Here is a 17,895-nt window from a genome sequence, read left to right on the forward strand (position 1 = left end):
AAGAAACCGATTGATTTGATTGTCCTTAGCTAACGTTCTCCAAAAGATGACTAAACAAATGTAAGTTCCAAAAGAATTGAGCTTAAATATGCTTTTTTTAAGAAGCTGTTTTTAAATATTACAGTTTAGAAAATAGAAAAATGCACTCTGCAGAGCAAAACAACTCTACAGAATGCATCATTGTAAGGAATTTCACGTTCATTGGGAAGGTCAATGTTCATTCATTTATCCGAATGTTGAAGTTTATCTGCAAGGTTTTCCGCAATAAGAATGATCATGTGAAACTGGTTTATATTTTGAATAAGTGTGCGGATAGTAATGAACGTGTTCAAATTTATGATGATGAACCTTTTTTGTATGCTGCGGATGGATGTGAGGAACGATTGCTTTAGAGAATCTATGGTGTTCACAATAGTTAGTAGGATACACAATTGGCGGCAGCACATGTGGTTTGCAAGGATACATAAATACATTCTCCTTTCCCTTTGGTTTCATTCCTTCACTATTAAATTATGATAGAAAGAAAAACTCGTACTAATAAAATGGCTGATTTAGGGGTCTTTTTGTGACCTATTTTATAGTAACGGAAGTGGATCGCTGCCATCATACTGACCATATGCCTTAGCATAAAAGACAGTAGCATATGTAAAAAATCAGTCTTCTCGAGAAAAGGGGGTGTCCTGAAAGTTGTGTGGATGAGAGCTCGCCATTCCCCCTGATTCATGTTGATAAAGGGCTTTTTAAACAGCTCCATGCTAGATTCAAAATGAAAGTCCGACCACATTTACAAAATTCATTTTGAATTTGTATTGATCGGACTAAGTTTAGCTAGACCATAATGTGCATTTTGTACAAAAATCCATACATCTTTCTATTATAAAAATCAACATAAAAGGAGGAACACAATGGCCAAAACTTCGACGATTGTTAAACAGAAACGAGATCAAGGCAGACTGCACTAGTCATTCGGAAGTTTAAACTTTGCCGAATTTTTTTCCGTGATCTTTTACCTATAAAAGGCAGGTTCCCGGTGTTAAAGAAGCTGTCAGACTCATACAAGCTGGCTTTTTTATTTTGTTTCTATTTATTTTGTTTCTACCGGATTCATTCCAATAGGATGAACTGCTTCTCCCTTTTCTTTACAAACCACACTTCGTTTTGAAGCAGATGCTAATAATAAAATGAAGCTAACAAGTCCGATCCATATCAATACAGAAACAGGTTGACTCAAACTTAAATCTTTATGGAAGAACAGTAAATCACGCAGACCGTCTGCAGCGAAGCGCATTGGTAACCAAGGATAAAACCAATCGCGATAAAAGGTTGACATAAATTCTGGTGCTATCGTTAATAATGGTGTTCCAAAAAAGAAAAGAATACCGAAAATACCTGCCCCGCCAGCTCCAATCCATGATATAACTGCAGAGACCATTAAGTAAAAACAGCCATAACAGATAGTGATGAATAATGCAGTTTCGTGCATTTGCGGTATGCTGAGACCCACCCAATCATTCGCGATCCAAACAATACTATATCCGGTGATCATGGCAAGAACTATACCAATTAAGCCTTGAGTCACTCGCGATAAAAGTGCATCAGTCCGGCTTGAACATTTTATTTTTCTTGCTGTTAGAAAGATGAGGACTGCCCCGATTAAACTAGACATCCAAAGTGGTTGAATCAAAGAAACCGGTGCATTTCCATTCGCACTGTGACTTCCGGTTTGATTGACATTTTCAACTTTACTAGTGACCGGTGATGCTATGGCAGAAGCCTGTTCAACAGTAAGTGATGCACCTTGCTTTTTAAAATTTGTCAAAATCTGTTTCCGACTATTTTGATTGATCAGTTCGACGACTTGATTCAATATTTGTCCAGATGCATTCGCTGCCATTGTATTAGCACCTTGATTGATCACAATGTGAATCTTCGGCGCGGCTGGATTTTTCGTTTGGAATGTAGCCTGTTTTTGACTAAAATCTTTTGGAATGATTAGAGCGGCATAATATTTACGATCATTCAGCCCTTCATGAACAAGTTTCTGATTTTTGACTTTCACCCATTTGGCTACAGGCTGTTTATCCGATTTTGATAAATGAATGATTTTTTGGGCAATGTCCTCACCCAAATTCATTTTTACCTGACCCGATATTTTGATTCCCTGATCTTCATTCACAATGGCAATTGGCAATTTTTTGGGAACAGGATTGACCGATGGAATTAATGTGAGTGAAAAAATCAATGTCACGGCAAATACAATGATCGGTACTAATAAAACGAATTTTTTCTTTAACAATTTCATTTGATAAGACTCCTTTTACTAAAAATAAACATTGTGTTGATTAATGTTCTCTGTGTTTATTATAATTAATTTGTATGAGAACTCAATGAACAATAAACCTGGATATGTCAATTAGTCGACACGAACATCGATATTGTTTATTTTTTAAAAAGTTTTTTAATGGAGGTTCATAAAAAAATGGAAAAGAAAAAGGCTGACAGAAGAATTCATCGGACGAAAAGGCTGATTAGAGATGCATTATCTGTCTTGATGGAGGAGAAATCTTTCGAAGAAATTACCGTAAAGGATATAACAGAAAAGGCTGATATTAATCGGGGGACATTTTACCTGCATTATCAAGATAAATACGATTTATTGGAACAAAGTGAAGACGAAGTCATTAAGGAGATACAAACATTAGGTATGGAGTCGATCAAGTTTATAGAGAGTTGGAAAGTTTCTGTAATTGAAACACCTCTCCCATTTATCGTGAATGTCTTTGAATACTTCAAAAAAAATGCTGTTTTTTTGAAGCCGATTTTAGGACCAAAAGGAACGGGCTCATTCCCTATCAAGTTTAAATCTGTATTGTCCGCCAACTTAATGCGTATTAGAAAGACGATCAAGGGTGACACTCTTGTACCAGAGGAATATTTAATTTCTTACATTGTTGGTGCTCATATCAGTGTCTTACAGCAATGGCTTGAAAGCGGAATGAAAGAAACCCCCGAGGAAATGGCACTGAACCTGTCAAGAATGACTGGTATGGGACCAGCATTTGCAGCAGGTTTAAGAACAAAATGAATGTATAACAAATCAATATCAATCCACAATATAGAACAAAGGTGGTGAGATCATGCATAAGAAAGGTATTAAAAACGGTAGTATTGAACAGCTTAAAAATGATCATGAAACAGAAAGTGCATTCCAACAAGAGCATAAAAACAAACAACAAAAAAAGCGTTAAAGTTGTAGGTGGGTGGTGTAAATGATGAACACTCATTCTCTATAAATTTTTAGTGTTCCATTTACTGACATGGTTGCCTTACTTAGTATTAGGAGCCATCTCTTACTTGGTTTCTTGCTGCCGAGAACCAATATATCACATTTAATCTGGGCTATTCTTGGTATGCAGAACAATAACTCCATATGCTTCATTAGCTTTAGCGTCTCTCGTCAGTGACCGCCTTTCATCTTTATATGACGGCAAATGGTTTTAGATGAACACTCAAATGAAAAGCGGGAAAACAGAGGCACACTACAATACCAAACTGAGACAGGATAAGAACTTTATCCGGTCTTACCTTGGTAAAAGAGTAAGCCTGCACTTTGGCAGGCTTACTCTTAAAAAATGGCTGCTGCTTTTTTCGCTTCTGTTAAACCGGCTTCAATGATTTTTTGTGCTTGATCTGGCACTGCATTGTGACCTTCAATTACAATTGTGTGCAAGTTTTCAACACCGAAGAAACCCATTACTGTTTTCATGTAATTTAAAGACATTTCCATCGCCGCCATCGGCCCTTCAGAATAAATACCGCCTCTTGCATTTAATAATGCTACTTTCTTATCTTTCATTAATCCTTTTGGACCTTCAGGAGTGTAAGTAAACGTGACTCCTGCGCGTGACAAATAATCGATATAAGTATGAAGTACCGCTGGAACAGTAAAATTCCACAATGGAAAAGCAAACACGATTTTATCTGCTTTGATAAACTGGTTTAAGTACTGATCAGCAACTGCAACTGCTTCCGCTTCATCTTTTGTCAGTTCCATCCCCTTCCCTTTTTTAAATGTTCCATTAATCATATTTTGTCCGAGATATGGTAGTTTTTCTTGATATAGATCAAGTTCTATAATCTCTTCATCCGGATGACTTTCTTTAAAGCTGTTAAGAAATGCATTGTAAAGTTTTACAGAGACAGCTTCCTCTGCTGTTCGATCATTTGCTTTTACGAATAAAATGGTAGACATATTGTTTTCCCCCTTATGCTAACTTTTTGTTATCTACTTACTAATAGTATGTTACTTTCTTTTATACTTAATGTCAACTATTTATTTCTACAAAATAAAAAAACCGTTCTTTCGCCGAAGCGTTGAACAGTTTTTCATGTTATCCACATAAGTGTTTTGTTAAAAGCGCTTGAATTTCAAGGATGTCGGCATCTTTTGAAAATTCAAGATCAAAGACCTTGCTGCTTGTCATCAATATGAGAGCAGTGTCAGGACTAAACATGCTTACTTCCCTGATTGCAAAACTTTCAATTGAACGATAAGGAAGGCAAACACGTACTTTCTTTTTGGAAAACAGTTTATTGTCAAAAAAGATTACCCGCTTGTTTGTAAAACAAATTTGATCAATTTTTAGTTTACAAACAAGTTCAATTTTTTCCCCTTCAATAAGCAGCGGCTCAAACTTTTTTCCATCCGCTGTTTTACTAGCTGAAAAAACGCCCAATACAAAACCCCTCTTTCTATATGTACATTTTATGATATACAACTTATACGAGTTCCGGTTTTAGTGTTTCATTTTCATCTTAAGTTTTATGTCTTATTCATTAGTACGGTGATTAGGGAGCTAAAGTTTCACTTTTTAATTGTTTTTTCGTTTAATTTAAGCGTATTTTTTTCTAGCACAAAAGCCCGCAGAAAGATCTCTCTTTCTACGGGCTAATGACGGTCTTCGTCTTCAATTGTACCTTCCATGTATGTGTCTGAAATCTGTTCTTCTGTTACAGTCATTCCTTCTCTTTCTTCTTTCTGAGTCCCTTCGCCTAGGTTTTTACTTTTTTTCATGATCTCACCTCTTTATTCTTTGAATTATCAATTAGTATTGATGATCAGGATGAGATTCATTCAAGGGCTTATATCTCTTCAAAATATTCCTTATAAAAACCTGCGATTTTGTTTGTATTATCGATGATAAACAGAAACTCGTCGGTTTCATTTTTCACCTCATATATTTTTCCAACAGTCAGTGCCCTGTTCACAATGTATTTTTTTGCATCTGTGTGAACACATTTCACTTTTTTTAAAGTTTGATTATTCTGCCATTTTTCATGAATCATACCAATGTCTCCTTTTTAAAAAACGATATCGTTTCCATTTTATCGTTTTTTCGCAGAAATGCAATGTCGTGTCTCTAGGCATCAATATTGATTTCATTTCCCTCTCTATTATAGAATGATGGTATGTAGTTCCAAAATCAGTAATAAACCCCACTATCCGCAGGCGTAATGACCCCAACACTGAACAAACCAGCAACAAAGAGACTCACATCAGGACAGGCTAAAATTTCAAAGGAGGTTTGTTTACAAACATGAGTTCTTTAACAATGCAGGTCAGTAAAAAGCTGGAGTCATTTTTGGAAGGCACAAAAAAACTTTACATTAATGGAGAATTTGTACCAAGTACTCTAAACAAAACATTCGAAACCCCCAATCCTGCAACAGGAGAAACACTTGCCACCCTATATGAAGCAGGAGTAGAAGATGTTGATAAAGCAGTGAAGGCCGCAAGAGAAGCTTTTGACCATGGGGAATGGAGGACGATGGACCCGGCTGAGAGAAGTCGGCTGATGTACAAACTCGCCGATCTGATGGAGGAACATAAAACCGAATTGGCTCAGCTTGAAACCCTTGATAATGGAAAACCGATTAGCGAAACGACAATTGCTGACCTTCCGCTTTCAATTGAACACATGCGTTATTATGCTGGCTGGGTAACGAAAATAACTGGGCAAACCATTCCTGTAAATGGATCTTATTTTAACTATACACGCCATGAACCTGTCGGTGTCGTTGGGCAAATCATTCCTTGGAACTTCCCGCTCTTGATGGCCATGTGGAAAATGGGAGCTGCCTTAGCTACTGGCTGTACGATCGTTTTAAAACCTGCTGAACAGACACCTCTTTCTGCCCTGTATTTGGCAGAGCTGATTGATCAAGCCGGTTTTCCAAAAGGCGTAATTAACATCATCCCGGGCTTTGGTGAAACTGCCGGGGAAGCGCTTACCAGTCATGATCTTGTTGATAAACTAGCATTTACAGGTTCCACTGAAATCGGTAAGAAAATTATGGAGAAAGCCTCAAAAACGCTCAAGCGCGTCACCCTAGAGCTTGGCGGAAAATCGCCAAACATCATCCTTCCTGATGCAGACTTAAACAAAGCCATTCCAGGGGCATTAGCAGGTGTCATGTTTAATCAAGGGCAGGTATGTAGTGCTGGTTCTCGAGTTTTCATTCAAAAAGATCATTATGACAAAGTAGTCGAAGAAATGGTTTCTTACAGCAAATCAATGCGTCAGGGTGCCGGTCTTCACGAAGATACACAACTGGGACCGCTTGTCAGTAAAGAACAGCATGAGCGAGTGCTTTCTTATATTGAAAAAGGAAGCCTTGAAGGAGCAAAAATTGCTACAGGCGGAACATGCCCTTATGAACAAGGATATTTCGTCTCTCCGACTGTATTTAGTCATGTTGATGATGACATGACAATTGCTAAAGAAGAAATCTTCGGCCCTGTCCTAGCAGCTATTCCATATGACACAATCGACGAAGTGATTGAACGTGCCAATGGAACGGAGTATGGACTTGCTGCAGGTGTTTGGACAGAAAACCTCAAAAACGCTCATCATATTGCCGACCGACTTCAAGCAGGGACAGTTTGGGTCAATTGTTATAATGTCTTTGATGCAGCCTCACCGTTTGGCGGTTATAAGCAATCTGGTCTTGGACGTGAAATGGGCTCATATGCTTTAAATAATTATACAGAAGTTAAAAGTGTGTGGCTGAATCTCGGCGAGTAATTCAGCCGAAAAAGCACCGTTCTCTGTTTGGAGCGGTGCTTTTACCTACTTACTTGAAAATCATGACCGTCATTTGTTTCCAAAGTTCCAGTAGTTGTTCTTCATCACGGAGCAAGTGACAGTGAACGATAAAACCGATCGCCAGCATGTCAAGCATGTAAAGCTGACGAGCCATGTCGTCTTCTCCTTTTTTAACAATTTCTGTTGCTGCGATGTTTTGCTTAACTAACTGAGTAAAAATCGATTGAAATGCTTGTTTTAATTCCTCATCAATAAAGCTTTTACTGATACATAAAAACAATAAATAATAGTGTTCTTTTTGTTCTCGAACTGAATGAAAAATATGCTGTCCTAAGTCTTCAACAATTTCTTCCATACTTGTGGCGTGCTGTAGAGGCATATCACGCAAACACCGATCAAATGCGTATATGGCTACTTCCTTTATCAGCTCATTAATATTAGGGAAGTAATGATAAAAACTACCTTTACTAACTTCTGCTTCTTTAATAATTTTATTGACACCTATCTTTTCAAATCCTTCTCTAACAATAAAGGCTTTCGCCGCACTCAAAATATGTTCTTTTGTTTGTTCACCTTTTATTGTGGGCATGTTCAACAATCTCCTTAAAGTATGTTTTTAAGTCATGGCTTCCATATAAAGGGGCAACCGCCTCTTCTGTCATTCCGTCTAGAAAAAATTTGACCAATGCATATTGCTTTCGACTGAGTATTTTAAAAAATGGAAGTAAAGCCTTTAAGAGTGCAACAGGAATGTGCAATAACTTCTGCTTTTTATGACTGACCTGAAAAGCGATCGCTGCAATTTCGACATGCCGATAAATATTGGGACCGCCAACTTCAAGTTCTTTCTGATCATGATGCAAAACGGAATCAACACAAAACTGAGCAAGGTCTGCACCATGGATGGGATTCATTTGTTTCATCCCATCTCCTATTAAAAAAACTCTTCCTTTTTGTGCCATTTTCAAAAACTCACTCATATCGGAAAAATATCCTGTCGGTTTTACAATGATAAAATTCATTCCTGAATGTTTAAGTTCTTGAACAAATCTTTGCTTTGCTTCAGCAATCGGATTGTTCATTTCGTCCCCTTTATAAACATGAATATACATAAACTTACGAACATTCGCTTTTTGCGCTTCTTTAAGCAGATGAAGGTTTCCTAAATAATCGACATGATGAAAGGTAAGACTCCCTTTCTGCCGTGTTAAGCCAATCGTTGAGCAAACAATATCAACTCCCCTACAAACTCCCTTTATTGAATTAGGATCTGTCACATCGCCTACCACAACTTCGTCAATCAGGTCTGAGACAGCAGGCTCCAAAAATGGCCCAGACATCATTAACTTTTGTTTATTCCTGACAAGTACACGAACTTCATAACCTTTTTGCTTAAAAGCTTGAACTAAATATCTCCCTAGATATCCTGATGCACCTGCGACTAAAACCTTTTGCATAAAAATCGCTCTCCTTAAATAGTATATTATTATTTTAGACCAAACAGTCTATTTTTTCAATGACGTGTTATAAATATCTTCATTTGCATGACACAGTCATTCGGCGAATACAGTAATATGAAGGAGATGAAGCAAATGCATTCTATAGTAGAAGAAGTAAAGACTTTTCAACAAAACATATTGACAGAACTTCAAAATAAACAAAATCCAAACGGATCATGGACGTTTTGTTTTGAAGGCTCAGTCATGACGAATAGTTTTTTCATTCTTCTGTTGACTTCTCTCAAAGAGCCCGATACTACTCTAATTGCCAGTCTAGCAAAACGAATTAAATCAAAACAAAGTGAAGATGGAGCATTTCGAAATTATCCTGATGAAGAGCATGGCAATTTAACTTCAACAGTACAGGGCTATATTGGAATGCTCGCTTCAGGTATCTATAGTAGAAATGACCCACACATGCAAAAAGCAGAATTATTCATTAAATCAAATGGCGGGCTGAAAGCTGTCCATTTTATGACAAAATGGATGCTTGCCGCAAATGGACTTTATCCATGGCCGACATTATATATCCCGATGTCTTTTTTACTGATTCCCACTAATTTCCCATTGCATTTCTATCATTTCAGCGCTTATGCAAGAATTCATTTTATACCGATGGCAATCACCTTAAATTTGAAGTACTCTTTAAAAAATGAAGCAATCGGTTCGCTTGTCCACTTAGATCAAAACATGTCAAAAAATCCATTAGATTGGTTAAGTTTTCGTTTATTTGACAAAAGAAGTTTTTACTCTTTTCATTTCCAATGGAATGAACTTTTTAAGTGGCCGGCACACCTTCACCGGCTCGGCTTTGAGACAGGAAAAAAGTATATGATCGATAGAATTGAAGAAAATGGGACCCTGTACAGCTATGCAAGTGCAACGATTTTTATGATTTACAGTTTGCTTGCACTCGGAATGTCAAGACACTCACCTTTGATCAGGAAAGCACTTAATGGGATCAAAAGTTTGCTGACTCCATGCAGTGGTAACGGTCTTTATTTAGAAAATTCAACTTCAACAGTCTGGGATACAGCATTATTAAGCTATGCAATTCAGGAAACAGGGGTGAAGCAAAACAGTTCTCCCATCTCACTTGCTACAGCATATCTTGCAAAAAGACAACATCAGAAAAAAGCTGATTGGACTGTCTCCAATCCATTTGTTAAACCGGGAGGCTGGGGGTTTTCCGATCTGAACACAAATAATCCTGATTTAGACGATACAGCGGCAGCGTTAAAAGCGATTCCCATTCAAGATCAGCCGACTGATTGGAACCGGGGCCTTGTCTGGCTATTATCGATGCAAAACAATGACGGCGGCTTTGCTTCATTTGAAAAGAATGTCAATCATCCAGTGATTAGACATTTGCCGCTTGAATCAGCTGCCGAGGCAGCGGCTGATCCGTCTACAGCTGATTTGACTGGACGTGTTCTTCATTTTCTCGGGGTAAAAGCAGGCTTTACAAAAGATCATCCCATTGTAAAGCGGGCTTTGACTTGGCTTTATCAACATCAAGAAAAAAACGGATCATGGTATGGGCGTTGGGGAGTTTGCTATATTTACGGAACATGGGCAGCTCTGACGGGAATGAAAGCCGTCGGAGTTGAGAAGCACCATCCATCCGTTAAAAAAGCTTTAGCTTGGCTGAAGTCAATTCAGCTTGATGATGGCAGTTGGGGTGAATCATGTAAAAGCTGCGAAATTAAACAATTTGTGCCCCTTCTCTCTGGCACAACAGTTCAAACAGCATGGGCACTGGAAGCTTCGCTTCAATATGAAGATCCCTGTGACCCATTGCTCAAAAAAGCAATTCGTTTTCTCATTCATACTCGGCATGTCGATTACCCGACTGGAATCGGTCTTCCTAAACAGTTTTATATTCGCTATCACAGTTATCCCTTTGTATTTTCATTACTTGCTACAAGCGCATTTATAAAACAAATTGAAAAGAGGGAAAAACAATGAATAGAGATGTATACAAAAAAGAAATCATGTCGTGGGCAGAAAACATAAAAGAACAAGTGAAAGATGGTGCATGTTTAGATGATCTATTTCGATCATTAGCTGATCCAGCTGCAACAGAACACGAATGGTATGAACAGGCAGCGATCGTTTATGATACGCTCGAGCGAAGTTCTATAGGAAATCAGAAACGGTATGAAACGGTACCAATCGGCGGCCATCGCCTGCCAAATCTCCCCTACTCTTACTCAGCACTTGAACCTTACATTGCTAAAGAAATTATGTACCTTCACCATACAAAACATCACCAAGGCTATGTCGATGGTCTGAATAAGGCTGAACGAAAACTTCAAAAAGCGCGGCAAAATAACCAATTCGAACTTGTCAATCATTGGGAAAGAGAGCTTGCTTTTCATGGCGCAGGTCATTACTTGCACACCATTTTTTGGTATGCAATGCACCCGCAAGGTAAAAGAAAGCCGACTGGTGAACTATTAGACATGATCAATCGTTCGTTTGGCAGTTATGCAGCCTTTAAAAAGCACTTTTCCGAAGCTGCGAAACATGTAGAAGGGGTCGGTTGGGCTATTCTCGTTTGGGCTCCTCGCTCCCAGCGTTTAGAAATTTTGATCGCAGAAAAACACCAGCTCATGAGCCAGTGGGATGTAATTCCTTTGCTTCCACTTGATGTATGGGAACACGCTTACTATCTACAATATAAGAATGAAAAAGCCAAGTACGTTGATAATTGGTGGAACGTTGTTGATTGGCGGGAACCGGAAAGACGTTTTGCCATCGCAAAACGCGTTCAATGGGAACCTTTTTAATTAATGTGTATCCGATCAAGCTGTCTTAATACATGAAAAGGGCGTCCAATCGTCAAAAAATCGACTCATTGGACAGTTCAATTAAGGGTTGGTCAAATTTTTAGCCTTTTTCAAACCCAAACGAACTGCTTGGTTGATCTATCAATGATTATATCAGCAGAATCCATGGACTTTTCAACTTCTATATCATCATGATCATCAGCAGGCATCAATAAATCTTCCCATAAATGACGTTTCACGTTCGGGCTGTAAACCGAAAATTTGATAGCCTATTAGTCTTTTAAACACTTCATGAGAGAATATGATGAGTTCACTTGCAGGTACATCATGCAATGGTTCTAACACTTGCGATACAGCAGTAACATCACAATTTAAAAAATGCCCAAAAGATGTATTCATATGCGCGGCTCATGATTTCCGCACATATGAATCAACTATACTGATGATCAATTATCACATGCTATGATTTTCTATATTGAAAATTTGATCTGCCCAATCTCGGTAAAAATTCTCTTCGTGAGAAACAAGTAATACACTGCCTTGAAACTGGATTAAAGCAGTTTGTAAAGATTCTTTCGCTTCTGCATCGAGATGATTTGTGGGCTCATCTAACAGAAGAAAATTACATGGAGAAAGTATTAAACTACACAATTTCACTTTTGATTGTTCTCCACCACTTAAAGTGCTCATTTTTTGTGAAACATTCTTATCTTTTACGCCAGTTCGTGATAGATGGTACCGAATCTCCTTTACATTCAGTTTAGGGAACTGTTCTGACAGGATTTGGAGAGGCGTTAATGATCCGTTGTTCCAGTTTAAATCTTGCTCGTAATATCCCACTTTTATTTGGTTTGAAAATTGAAAATAACCAGAAATGACTGGAATTTGACCTACTAAAGTTTTTAATAAAGTTGATTTTCCAACCCCATTAAACCCTGTAATGATCACTTTTTGTCCACCCCTAACAGAAAAATTCAGTTTTGGTAAAAGTACTGAATCATAGCCCACTTCAAGGTCTTGAATTGTGAGTACCGTATGTGATGAAATAGGTAATTCATGAAACTGAATGTACAGCTTTTGAGTAAATGTAGGTGGAGCGATCCTTTCTATCCTTTCTAATTGTTTTCTACGTCCTTTTGCTATTTTTGAGTTATTCCCTGCGATATTTTTCCGAATATATTCTTCGGTTTTTTCAATCTTTTTCTGCTGAACATGATATCGACGAATATAATCCCGTTGTAAATGTTCTTTTTGCCTTAGAAAATCTGAATATTTGCCATTATATTTTTTGATTGTTCCATATTCTATGTCACATATACAGGAAGATACTTTTTCTAAAAAATCAAAGTCATGTGAAACGATAATAAAAGCACCATCAAACACCTCTAAATCATGTGCTAGCCATTCGACATGTTCCTTATCAAGGAAGTTTGTAGGCTCGTCTAGCAACAGTATATTTGGTTTTTCCAATAACAGTTTGGCTAAAATGACCTTGGCACGTTGTCCTCCGCTTAACTCTTGAATCTTTCGATTGATTCCAATTGCATCTATACCTAAGCCGGCAGCCATTCTATTCATGTTGTGATCTATTGAATAAAAGTCGTTACATTCCAGTTGTTCTTGGTATGTTGCTGCTTGTAGCAATTGATCGGTATCACCAGTCATAGCACTATCTTGGTATAGTCTGTTCATTTTGCTCTCAATTTCAAACAAATCCGCAAACGCTGTTTTGAGGTATTCCTCAATCGTATCATGTAGATTGATTTCAGCATATTGGTCTAAATGTCCGATTTTAATATTGGGTTGCCATTTAATTTCCCCTTCATCTGGAATGATCTCTCCCAGCAATATTTTTATTAAAGTACTTTTCCCAGCGCCGTTTTGCCCAACGATCCCCATATGTTCGCCCTTATACAAATCAAAAAAAGCATTTTTATATAAAGTTTTGTCTACAAAAGAGTGTGATAAATGTTCAACTTTCAGTAAGCTCATCATCATTCCTTCTTTCCTTAAAAATAAAAAAGCAGAACGCCATGTTTTTTGACATTGGCCCTCTGCTTTGAATGTGTCATGTTTTTATACAAAACCAATTTGGTGTAAAACTCGGGTTGGTTTTTGCTCCAAACACAAAGGACCATAGACAAAGCATTGTCTATGGTCCTTAATCTATTGTTTCATCAGCAAATAGTCATAACTTAATAAGCATAGTAAAAAACTATCCTTTTTATGGACTATTTAACCGATGAATATAAGAAGCATTATGCTCCTTGATTAAGCTCCGTACAACGCTTCATCGTATACATTTGTACAGAGCAAAGTTTTCTAACGAGTTTTACAAATTTTATATAAAGCATTTTGAAACACCTTCCTTAATAGGAATTTTAAATCAAAGGATGATCATTGACAAGTTAAAATTTAAGTTTCATTGTTTGCAGAAACATAAAAAAACTTGTCGATAAGCGGTTTTGACAACTTTTATCGACAAGCTGATAGAATTAGTTATTTAAAAACACCGATTACATCCAAAAAAACGATGATGATGACAACTGGTGCCACATAACGAATTAATAAAATCCAAACGGCAAACGCCTTTCTGCTGATTGACGAACCTTGCTTTAACTCAGCAAACAGCTCGTCCTTTGGTATTTTCAAAGGAACAAAAACAGCGATTAATAAGGCACCAATAGGCATTAAAATATTACTGACAAGATAGTCTGCCGCATCAAAGAATGATAATTTGAAAATTGTTAAATCGTGTAGGACACTAAATGATAAAGCGGAAGGAATGCCAAGTAAAAAGATTGCAATTCCCCCTACCCATGCAAACACCTTTCTTTTTCTCGTATTTCCTTTAGAAAGAGCAGAAACGAGAATTTCCAACATGGAAAAGGCTGAGGTCAATGTTGCAAATAAAAACAAAATCAAGAATGCTAATAAGAAGACAATCCCAAACGGCATTTTCTGAAAAACCGATGGCAGAACATTAAATAAGAGCATCGGTCCTGCGTCAGGTTTTAAGCCAAATGAGAATACGGCTGGGAAAATCGCAATTCCCGCAAGAATAGCAACAGAGACATTTAATAGTGTAACCGAAACAGCTGATTGAACTAGATTTTCTTTTTTGGATAAATATGAGCTGTATGTCACCATCACCGAAACCCCAACACTAAGTGAGAAAAATGCCTGTCCCATTGCAAATAAAATCGTACTCGTATTGATATGTGAAAAGTCTGGTTTTAGGAAAAACTCAAGTCCTTCCATTGAACCATCAAGTGTTACAGAGCGGATAATCAGCAGCAAAAAAATAATAAAAAGTGCAGGCATCATAATTTTGCTTGCTTTTTCAATCCCGCTTTCGACTCCTTTTGCAACGACAACAATCGTAATGATAATAAACAGTAGTTGACTAGCAAGAACTAGATAAGGATTGGCAATTGTTGAATTAAATAGCCCTGCATAATCTGGACTTCTTAACAGTTCCCCTGTTATGCCTTTGAATATATAAATAATAATCCAGCCACCAACAACACTATAAAAAGATAATAGAATAAAACAAGTAATAATACCGAGTCGACCGATCCAATGCCAAAGTGAGCCGGGAGCAAGCTCTCGATAGGACTCAACAGCATCTTTTTGAGTCTTTCTTCCGATAATAAATTCTGCTATTAATAAAGGAAGCCCCACTAATAAAGTAAAGAGAATAAAAATAAGTAAAAATGCTCCACCGCCACTAGTCCCTGCAACATATGGAAACTTCCAAATTGCGCCAAGTCCAATTGCTGAACCTGCTGATGCTAAAATAAATCCAAGCTTTGATGACCATACATTTTGTTTGTCTTCCACTAAAGCACCTCTTCTTCTAAAAACTATATTGCAAATGATTACCCACAAGTTCTCATTTTAAAAATCATAAACGAATTCGTCAAGATTTTCAAACATTTCTTTCAGTTTACATAATAAAATTACAGTTAAACTATAATTTTGTGTTGAATTATTCAGAAAATTAATTATAATAGGAGAATGTTTAATTTTATAATGATGAGGAGCTGGACTTATGAGTAATTTAATTAAACTTAGTCAATTTGCAGGAAAAACTTTCGCTGTCTGGGTCATCATATTCGCTCTGCTCGGCTTTGCATTTCCCGCTTCTTTTGTTTGGATTAGCCCTTACATTTCAATCCTGCTCGGTCTAATCATGTTTGGCATGGGACTGACACTGACAGCAAATGATTTTAGAGAACTTTTGAGAAACCCACTTCATGTGCTGATCGGAGTCATCCTGCAATACACGATCATGCCGTTAACCGCTTTTGGACTAGCCTACGGACTAAGACTGCCCTCAGAAATTGCAGTTGGTGTCATTTTAGTTGGCTGTTGTCCAGGGGGAACAGCGTCAAATGTTATGACATTTTTGGCAAAAGGGAACACTGCATTGTCTATTGCGATTACAACGGTATCCACTTTGCTTGCACCTTTTTTGACACCGTTTCTTATTTTATTTTTTGCGAAGGAATGGCTCCCTGTATCTCCAGGGTCACTGTTCATTTCCATTTTACAAGCCGTTCTTCTTCCGATTATTGCAGGACTGCTCGTCCGATTATTCTTCAAAAAACAAGTTGAAAAAACGGTACAGGTTTTACCGCTTATCTCTGTCCTTGGAATTGTTGCCATCGTCGCTGCTGTTGTTGGAGGGAACCGAGAAAATATCATTCAATCAGGATTGCTAATTTTTGCAGTCGTCATCCTACATAATGGTCTTGGATTACTACTCGGATTGGTTTCAGCCAAATGTTTTAAAATGGATAACGCATCACAAAAAGCCATTGCTATTGAAGTCGGGATGCAGAATTCAGGTCTTGGTGCAGCACTAGCAACCGCCCATTTTTCTCCGCTTTCCGCTGTACCGAGTGCGATTTTCAGTGTCTGGCATAATCTTTCAGGCTCATGGCTTGCAACATATTGGTCTAAAAAAACAAAGGAGGCGCATTCTTCTGCCCAGTATATGGATAAAAAACTTTAAAGGTTAGGCGATTCCGGATGAAAAAAACTTCTACCTCCACCTATCTCAGGTTTAGTTAGTGATGTTTGTCTAGTATTTTAAATTTAATAACTCATGCCCTTGGACTCAGTTGTCCTGAAAGTAGTGGGCATGAATGAAAATCTGGGAATTTGCTCGCTTTCCGCCTCAGTAGTTATTTTTTTGACAGCTCCTATAAAAAAATCTCCTGATAGCAAAAACTTGCTATCAGGAGATGATTGCTGTTTATCCTTCTAAAAGAAGCTGTTCTGGATCTTCAAGTAAGTTTTTAATCGTCACTAAAAATCCGACTGCTTCCTTTCCATCGACAATTCGGTGATCATACGATAATGCGATATACATCATCGGACGGTTTTCAAAGCGTTCTTCATCAATTGCAACAGGACGAAGTTGAATTTTATGCATTCCTAAAATTCCGACCTGTGGGCTGTTTATGATTGGTGTTGATAACAGCGAACCAAATGTTCCACCATTTGTGATTGTGAATGATCCACCTTGAAGTTCTCCAAGTGATAATTTATTGCTCCTTGCTTTTTTCGCAAGCTCACCGATATCTTTTTCAATATCTGCAAATGTTTTCCGGTCTGCATCCCGAACGACCGGAACAACAAGACCTTCAGGAGCAGCAACGGCGATACCAATATCATAAAATTGTTTAATGACAAGTTCATCACCTTGAATTTCTGCATTAAGAAGCGGAAATTTTTTCAAGGCAGCCACAACAGCTTTTGTAAAGAAAGACATAAAACCAAGTTTTACATCATGCTGTTCAAGAAATTGCTCTTTTCGGCGTTTTCTCAAATTCATCACCGCTGTCATATCGACTTCATTGAAAGTTGTCAGCATAGCAGCGGTATGTTGAACTTCAACAAGACGTTTGGCAATCGTTTGTCTGCGGCGAGACATTTTTTCACGTTTAACTGGTTTTTGCGAATCGTCAAGTTTAGCAGTCTGGGCCGCTGTTTCACGTTTTGGCTCAGAAGCTTTTGGCGGTTGCTCATTTTGATATGCTGCAACATCTTGTTTTCTGACCCTTCCTAATGGATCAACAGTTGGAACTTCTGATAAGTCAATACCTTTTTCACGGGCAAGCTTTCTAGCAGCCGGAGAAGCGATCGTTCTTGTTTTTGCTGTCTCCGCATTGTTTTCAGCTGGTTTTTCATCTTCTGTAGAAGTACTGCTTTGTTGAGCTTCCCCTTGAGGCGAGCCAGATTCTTTCTCGCCTTCTGAAATCGTTCCAATGATTTCGCCAACCTGAACTGTATCCCCGGAATCTTTCAGCACTTCCTGAAGAATCCCCGACTGTTCTGCCGTCAATTCAACATTGACTTTATCGGTTTCCAGTTCGAGCAGGAACTCCCCTTGTTCCACATAATCTCCAGGTTGTTTTAGCCATTGAGCTATTGTTCCTTCTGAAATTGATTCCGCTAATTCAGGTACTTTAATTTCCGCCATTTTTC

At 37.9% G+C, this 17,895-nt stretch carries 18 protein-coding genes and 1 pseudogene; 7 read left to right on the plus strand and 12 right to left on the minus strand.

Going from position 1 to position 17,895, the window contains the following annotated elements; genetic code table 11:
- Positions 1-243 precede the first annotated feature (243 nt).
- Entirely contained in the window at positions 244-465 is a 222-nt protein-coding gene (locus HOO54_RS12705; RefSeq protein ID WP_172295776.1) for a CotD family spore coat protein, read from the minus strand.
- Between the two features lie 440 nt (positions 466-905).
- Between HOO54_RS12705 and rpsN the strand changes: the two are divergent.
- Positions 906-1,044: pseudogene (gene rpsN, locus HOO54_RS12710) on the plus strand (type Z 30S ribosomal protein S14); the annotation flags it as partial.
- A gap of 40 nt (positions 1,045-1,084) precedes the next feature.
- On the opposite strand, the gene HOO54_RS12715 reads toward rpsN, so the two are convergent.
- On the minus strand, positions 1,085-2,302 hold the full coding sequence (locus HOO54_RS12715; protein ID WP_172295778.1) for a YhgE/Pip domain-containing protein: 1,218 nt from the start codon (positions 2,300-2,302) through the stop codon (positions 1,085-1,087).
- Between the two features lie 177 nt (positions 2,303-2,479).
- On the opposite strand from HOO54_RS12715, the gene HOO54_RS12720 reads away from it, so the two are divergent.
- Both HOO54_RS12720 and HOO54_RS12725 read left to right on the plus strand, forming a co-directional pair.
- Entirely contained in the window at positions 2,480-3,085 is a 606-nt protein-coding gene (locus HOO54_RS12720) for a TetR/AcrR family transcriptional regulator (RefSeq protein ID WP_172295780.1), read from the plus strand.
- 52 nt (positions 3,086-3,137) lie between these two features.
- A complete protein-coding gene (locus HOO54_RS12725; RefSeq protein ID WP_172295782.1) occupies positions 3,138-3,248 on the plus strand; it encodes a biofilm-forming protein in 111 nt (36 codons plus the stop codon).
- 377 nt (positions 3,249-3,625) lie between these two features.
- Here the strand turns inward: HOO54_RS12725 and HOO54_RS12730 are convergent, their stop codons facing one another.
- The 4 genes from HOO54_RS12730 to HOO54_RS12745 all read right to left on the minus strand — a co-directional run bounded on the left by HOO54_RS12730 (position 3,626) and on the right by HOO54_RS12745 (position 5,346).
- The gene (locus HOO54_RS12730; protein WP_172295784.1) at positions 3,626-4,252 is read right to left on the minus strand and encodes an FMN-dependent NADH-azoreductase; all 627 of its coding nucleotides are present in this window, start codon (positions 4,250-4,252) and stop codon (positions 3,626-3,628) included.
- A gap of 139 nt (positions 4,253-4,391) precedes the next feature.
- Entirely contained in the window at positions 4,392-4,736 is a 345-nt protein-coding gene (locus HOO54_RS12735) for a PH domain-containing protein (protein ID WP_172295786.1), read from the minus strand.
- 212 nt (positions 4,737-4,948) lie between these two features.
- On the minus strand, positions 4,949-5,074 hold the full coding sequence (locus HOO54_RS12740; RefSeq protein ID WP_172295788.1) for a YozQ family protein: 126 nt from the start codon (positions 5,072-5,074) through the stop codon (positions 4,949-4,951).
- Positions 5,075-5,142: 68 nt separating this feature from the next.
- Positions 5,143-5,346: a DUF6501 family protein gene (locus HOO54_RS12745; RefSeq protein WP_172295790.1), complete on the minus strand. Its 204-nt coding sequence runs from the start codon at positions 5,344-5,346 to the stop codon at positions 5,143-5,145.
- Positions 5,347-5,597: 251 nt separating this feature from the next.
- Between HOO54_RS12745 and HOO54_RS12750 the strand changes: the two genes are divergently transcribed.
- Positions 5,598-7,085, plus strand: a complete 1,488-nt coding sequence (locus HOO54_RS12750) for an aldehyde dehydrogenase family protein (protein ID WP_172295792.1) — start codon at positions 5,598-5,600, stop codon at positions 7,083-7,085.
- Positions 7,086-7,134: 49 nt separating this feature from the next.
- Here the strand turns inward: HOO54_RS12750 and HOO54_RS12755 are convergent, their stop codons facing one another.
- Entirely contained in the window at positions 7,135-7,695 is a 561-nt protein-coding gene (locus HOO54_RS12755; protein ID WP_172295794.1) for a TetR/AcrR family transcriptional regulator, read from the minus strand.
- Entirely contained in the window at positions 7,676-8,563 is an 888-nt protein-coding gene (locus tag HOO54_RS12760) for an SDR family oxidoreductase (protein WP_172295796.1), read from the minus strand. The genes HOO54_RS12755 and HOO54_RS12760 overlap by 20 nt, the downstream gene beginning before the upstream one ends.
- Before the next feature lie 135 nt (positions 8,564-8,698).
- Between HOO54_RS12760 and HOO54_RS12765 the strand changes: the two genes are divergently transcribed.
- Both HOO54_RS12765 and HOO54_RS12770 read left to right on the plus strand, forming a co-directional pair.
- Entirely contained in the window at positions 8,699-10,573 is a 1,875-nt protein-coding gene (locus HOO54_RS12765) for a terpene cyclase/mutase family protein (protein ID WP_172295798.1), read from the plus strand.
- Entirely contained in the window at positions 10,570-11,397 is an 828-nt protein-coding gene (locus tag HOO54_RS12770; protein ID WP_172295800.1) for a superoxide dismutase, read from the plus strand. Before HOO54_RS12765 ends, HOO54_RS12770 begins: the two co-directional genes overlap by 4 nt.
- A gap of 198 nt (positions 11,398-11,595) precedes the next feature.
- Here HOO54_RS12770 and HOO54_RS12775 read toward each other — a convergent pair whose 3' ends face one another.
- The 3 genes from HOO54_RS12775 to HOO54_RS12785 all read right to left on the minus strand — a co-directional run bounded on the left by HOO54_RS12775 (position 11,596) and on the right by HOO54_RS12785 (position 15,240).
- Positions 11,596-11,796, minus strand: coding sequence for a hypothetical protein (locus HOO54_RS12775; protein WP_172295802.1), 201 nt, complete (start codon positions 11,794-11,796; stop codon positions 11,596-11,598).
- Between the two features lie 54 nt (positions 11,797-11,850).
- Positions 11,851-13,389 (minus strand): ABC-F family ATP-binding cassette domain-containing protein, encoded by a 1,539-nt coding sequence (locus HOO54_RS12780; protein ID WP_172295804.1) that lies wholly within the window; start codon positions 13,387-13,389, stop codon positions 11,851-11,853.
- Positions 13,390-13,896: 507 nt separating this feature from the next.
- Entirely contained in the window at positions 13,897-15,240 is a 1,344-nt protein-coding gene (locus tag HOO54_RS12785) for a sodium-dependent transporter (protein WP_172295806.1), read from the minus strand.
- 211 nt (positions 15,241-15,451) lie between these two features.
- On the opposite strand from HOO54_RS12785, the gene HOO54_RS12790 reads away from it, so the two are divergent.
- A complete protein-coding gene (locus tag HOO54_RS12790) occupies positions 15,452-16,417 on the plus strand; it encodes a bile acid:sodium symporter family protein (RefSeq protein WP_172295808.1) in 966 nt (321 codons plus the stop codon).
- A 243-nt stretch (positions 16,418-16,660) separates the two neighbouring features.
- On the opposite strand, the gene odhB is transcribed toward HOO54_RS12790, so the two are convergent.
- Positions 16,661-17,890, minus strand: coding sequence for a 2-oxoglutarate dehydrogenase complex dihydrolipoyllysine-residue succinyltransferase (gene odhB / locus HOO54_RS12795; protein WP_172295810.1), 1,230 nt, complete (start codon positions 17,888-17,890; stop codon positions 16,661-16,663).
- Positions 17,891-17,895: the final 5 nt, after the last annotated feature.

The sequence above is a fragment of the Bacillus sp. WMMC1349 genome, from assembly GCF_013155385.1.
In the GTDB taxonomy this organism is placed as follows: Bacteria; Bacillota; Bacilli; order Bacillales; family Bacillaceae; genus Bacillus.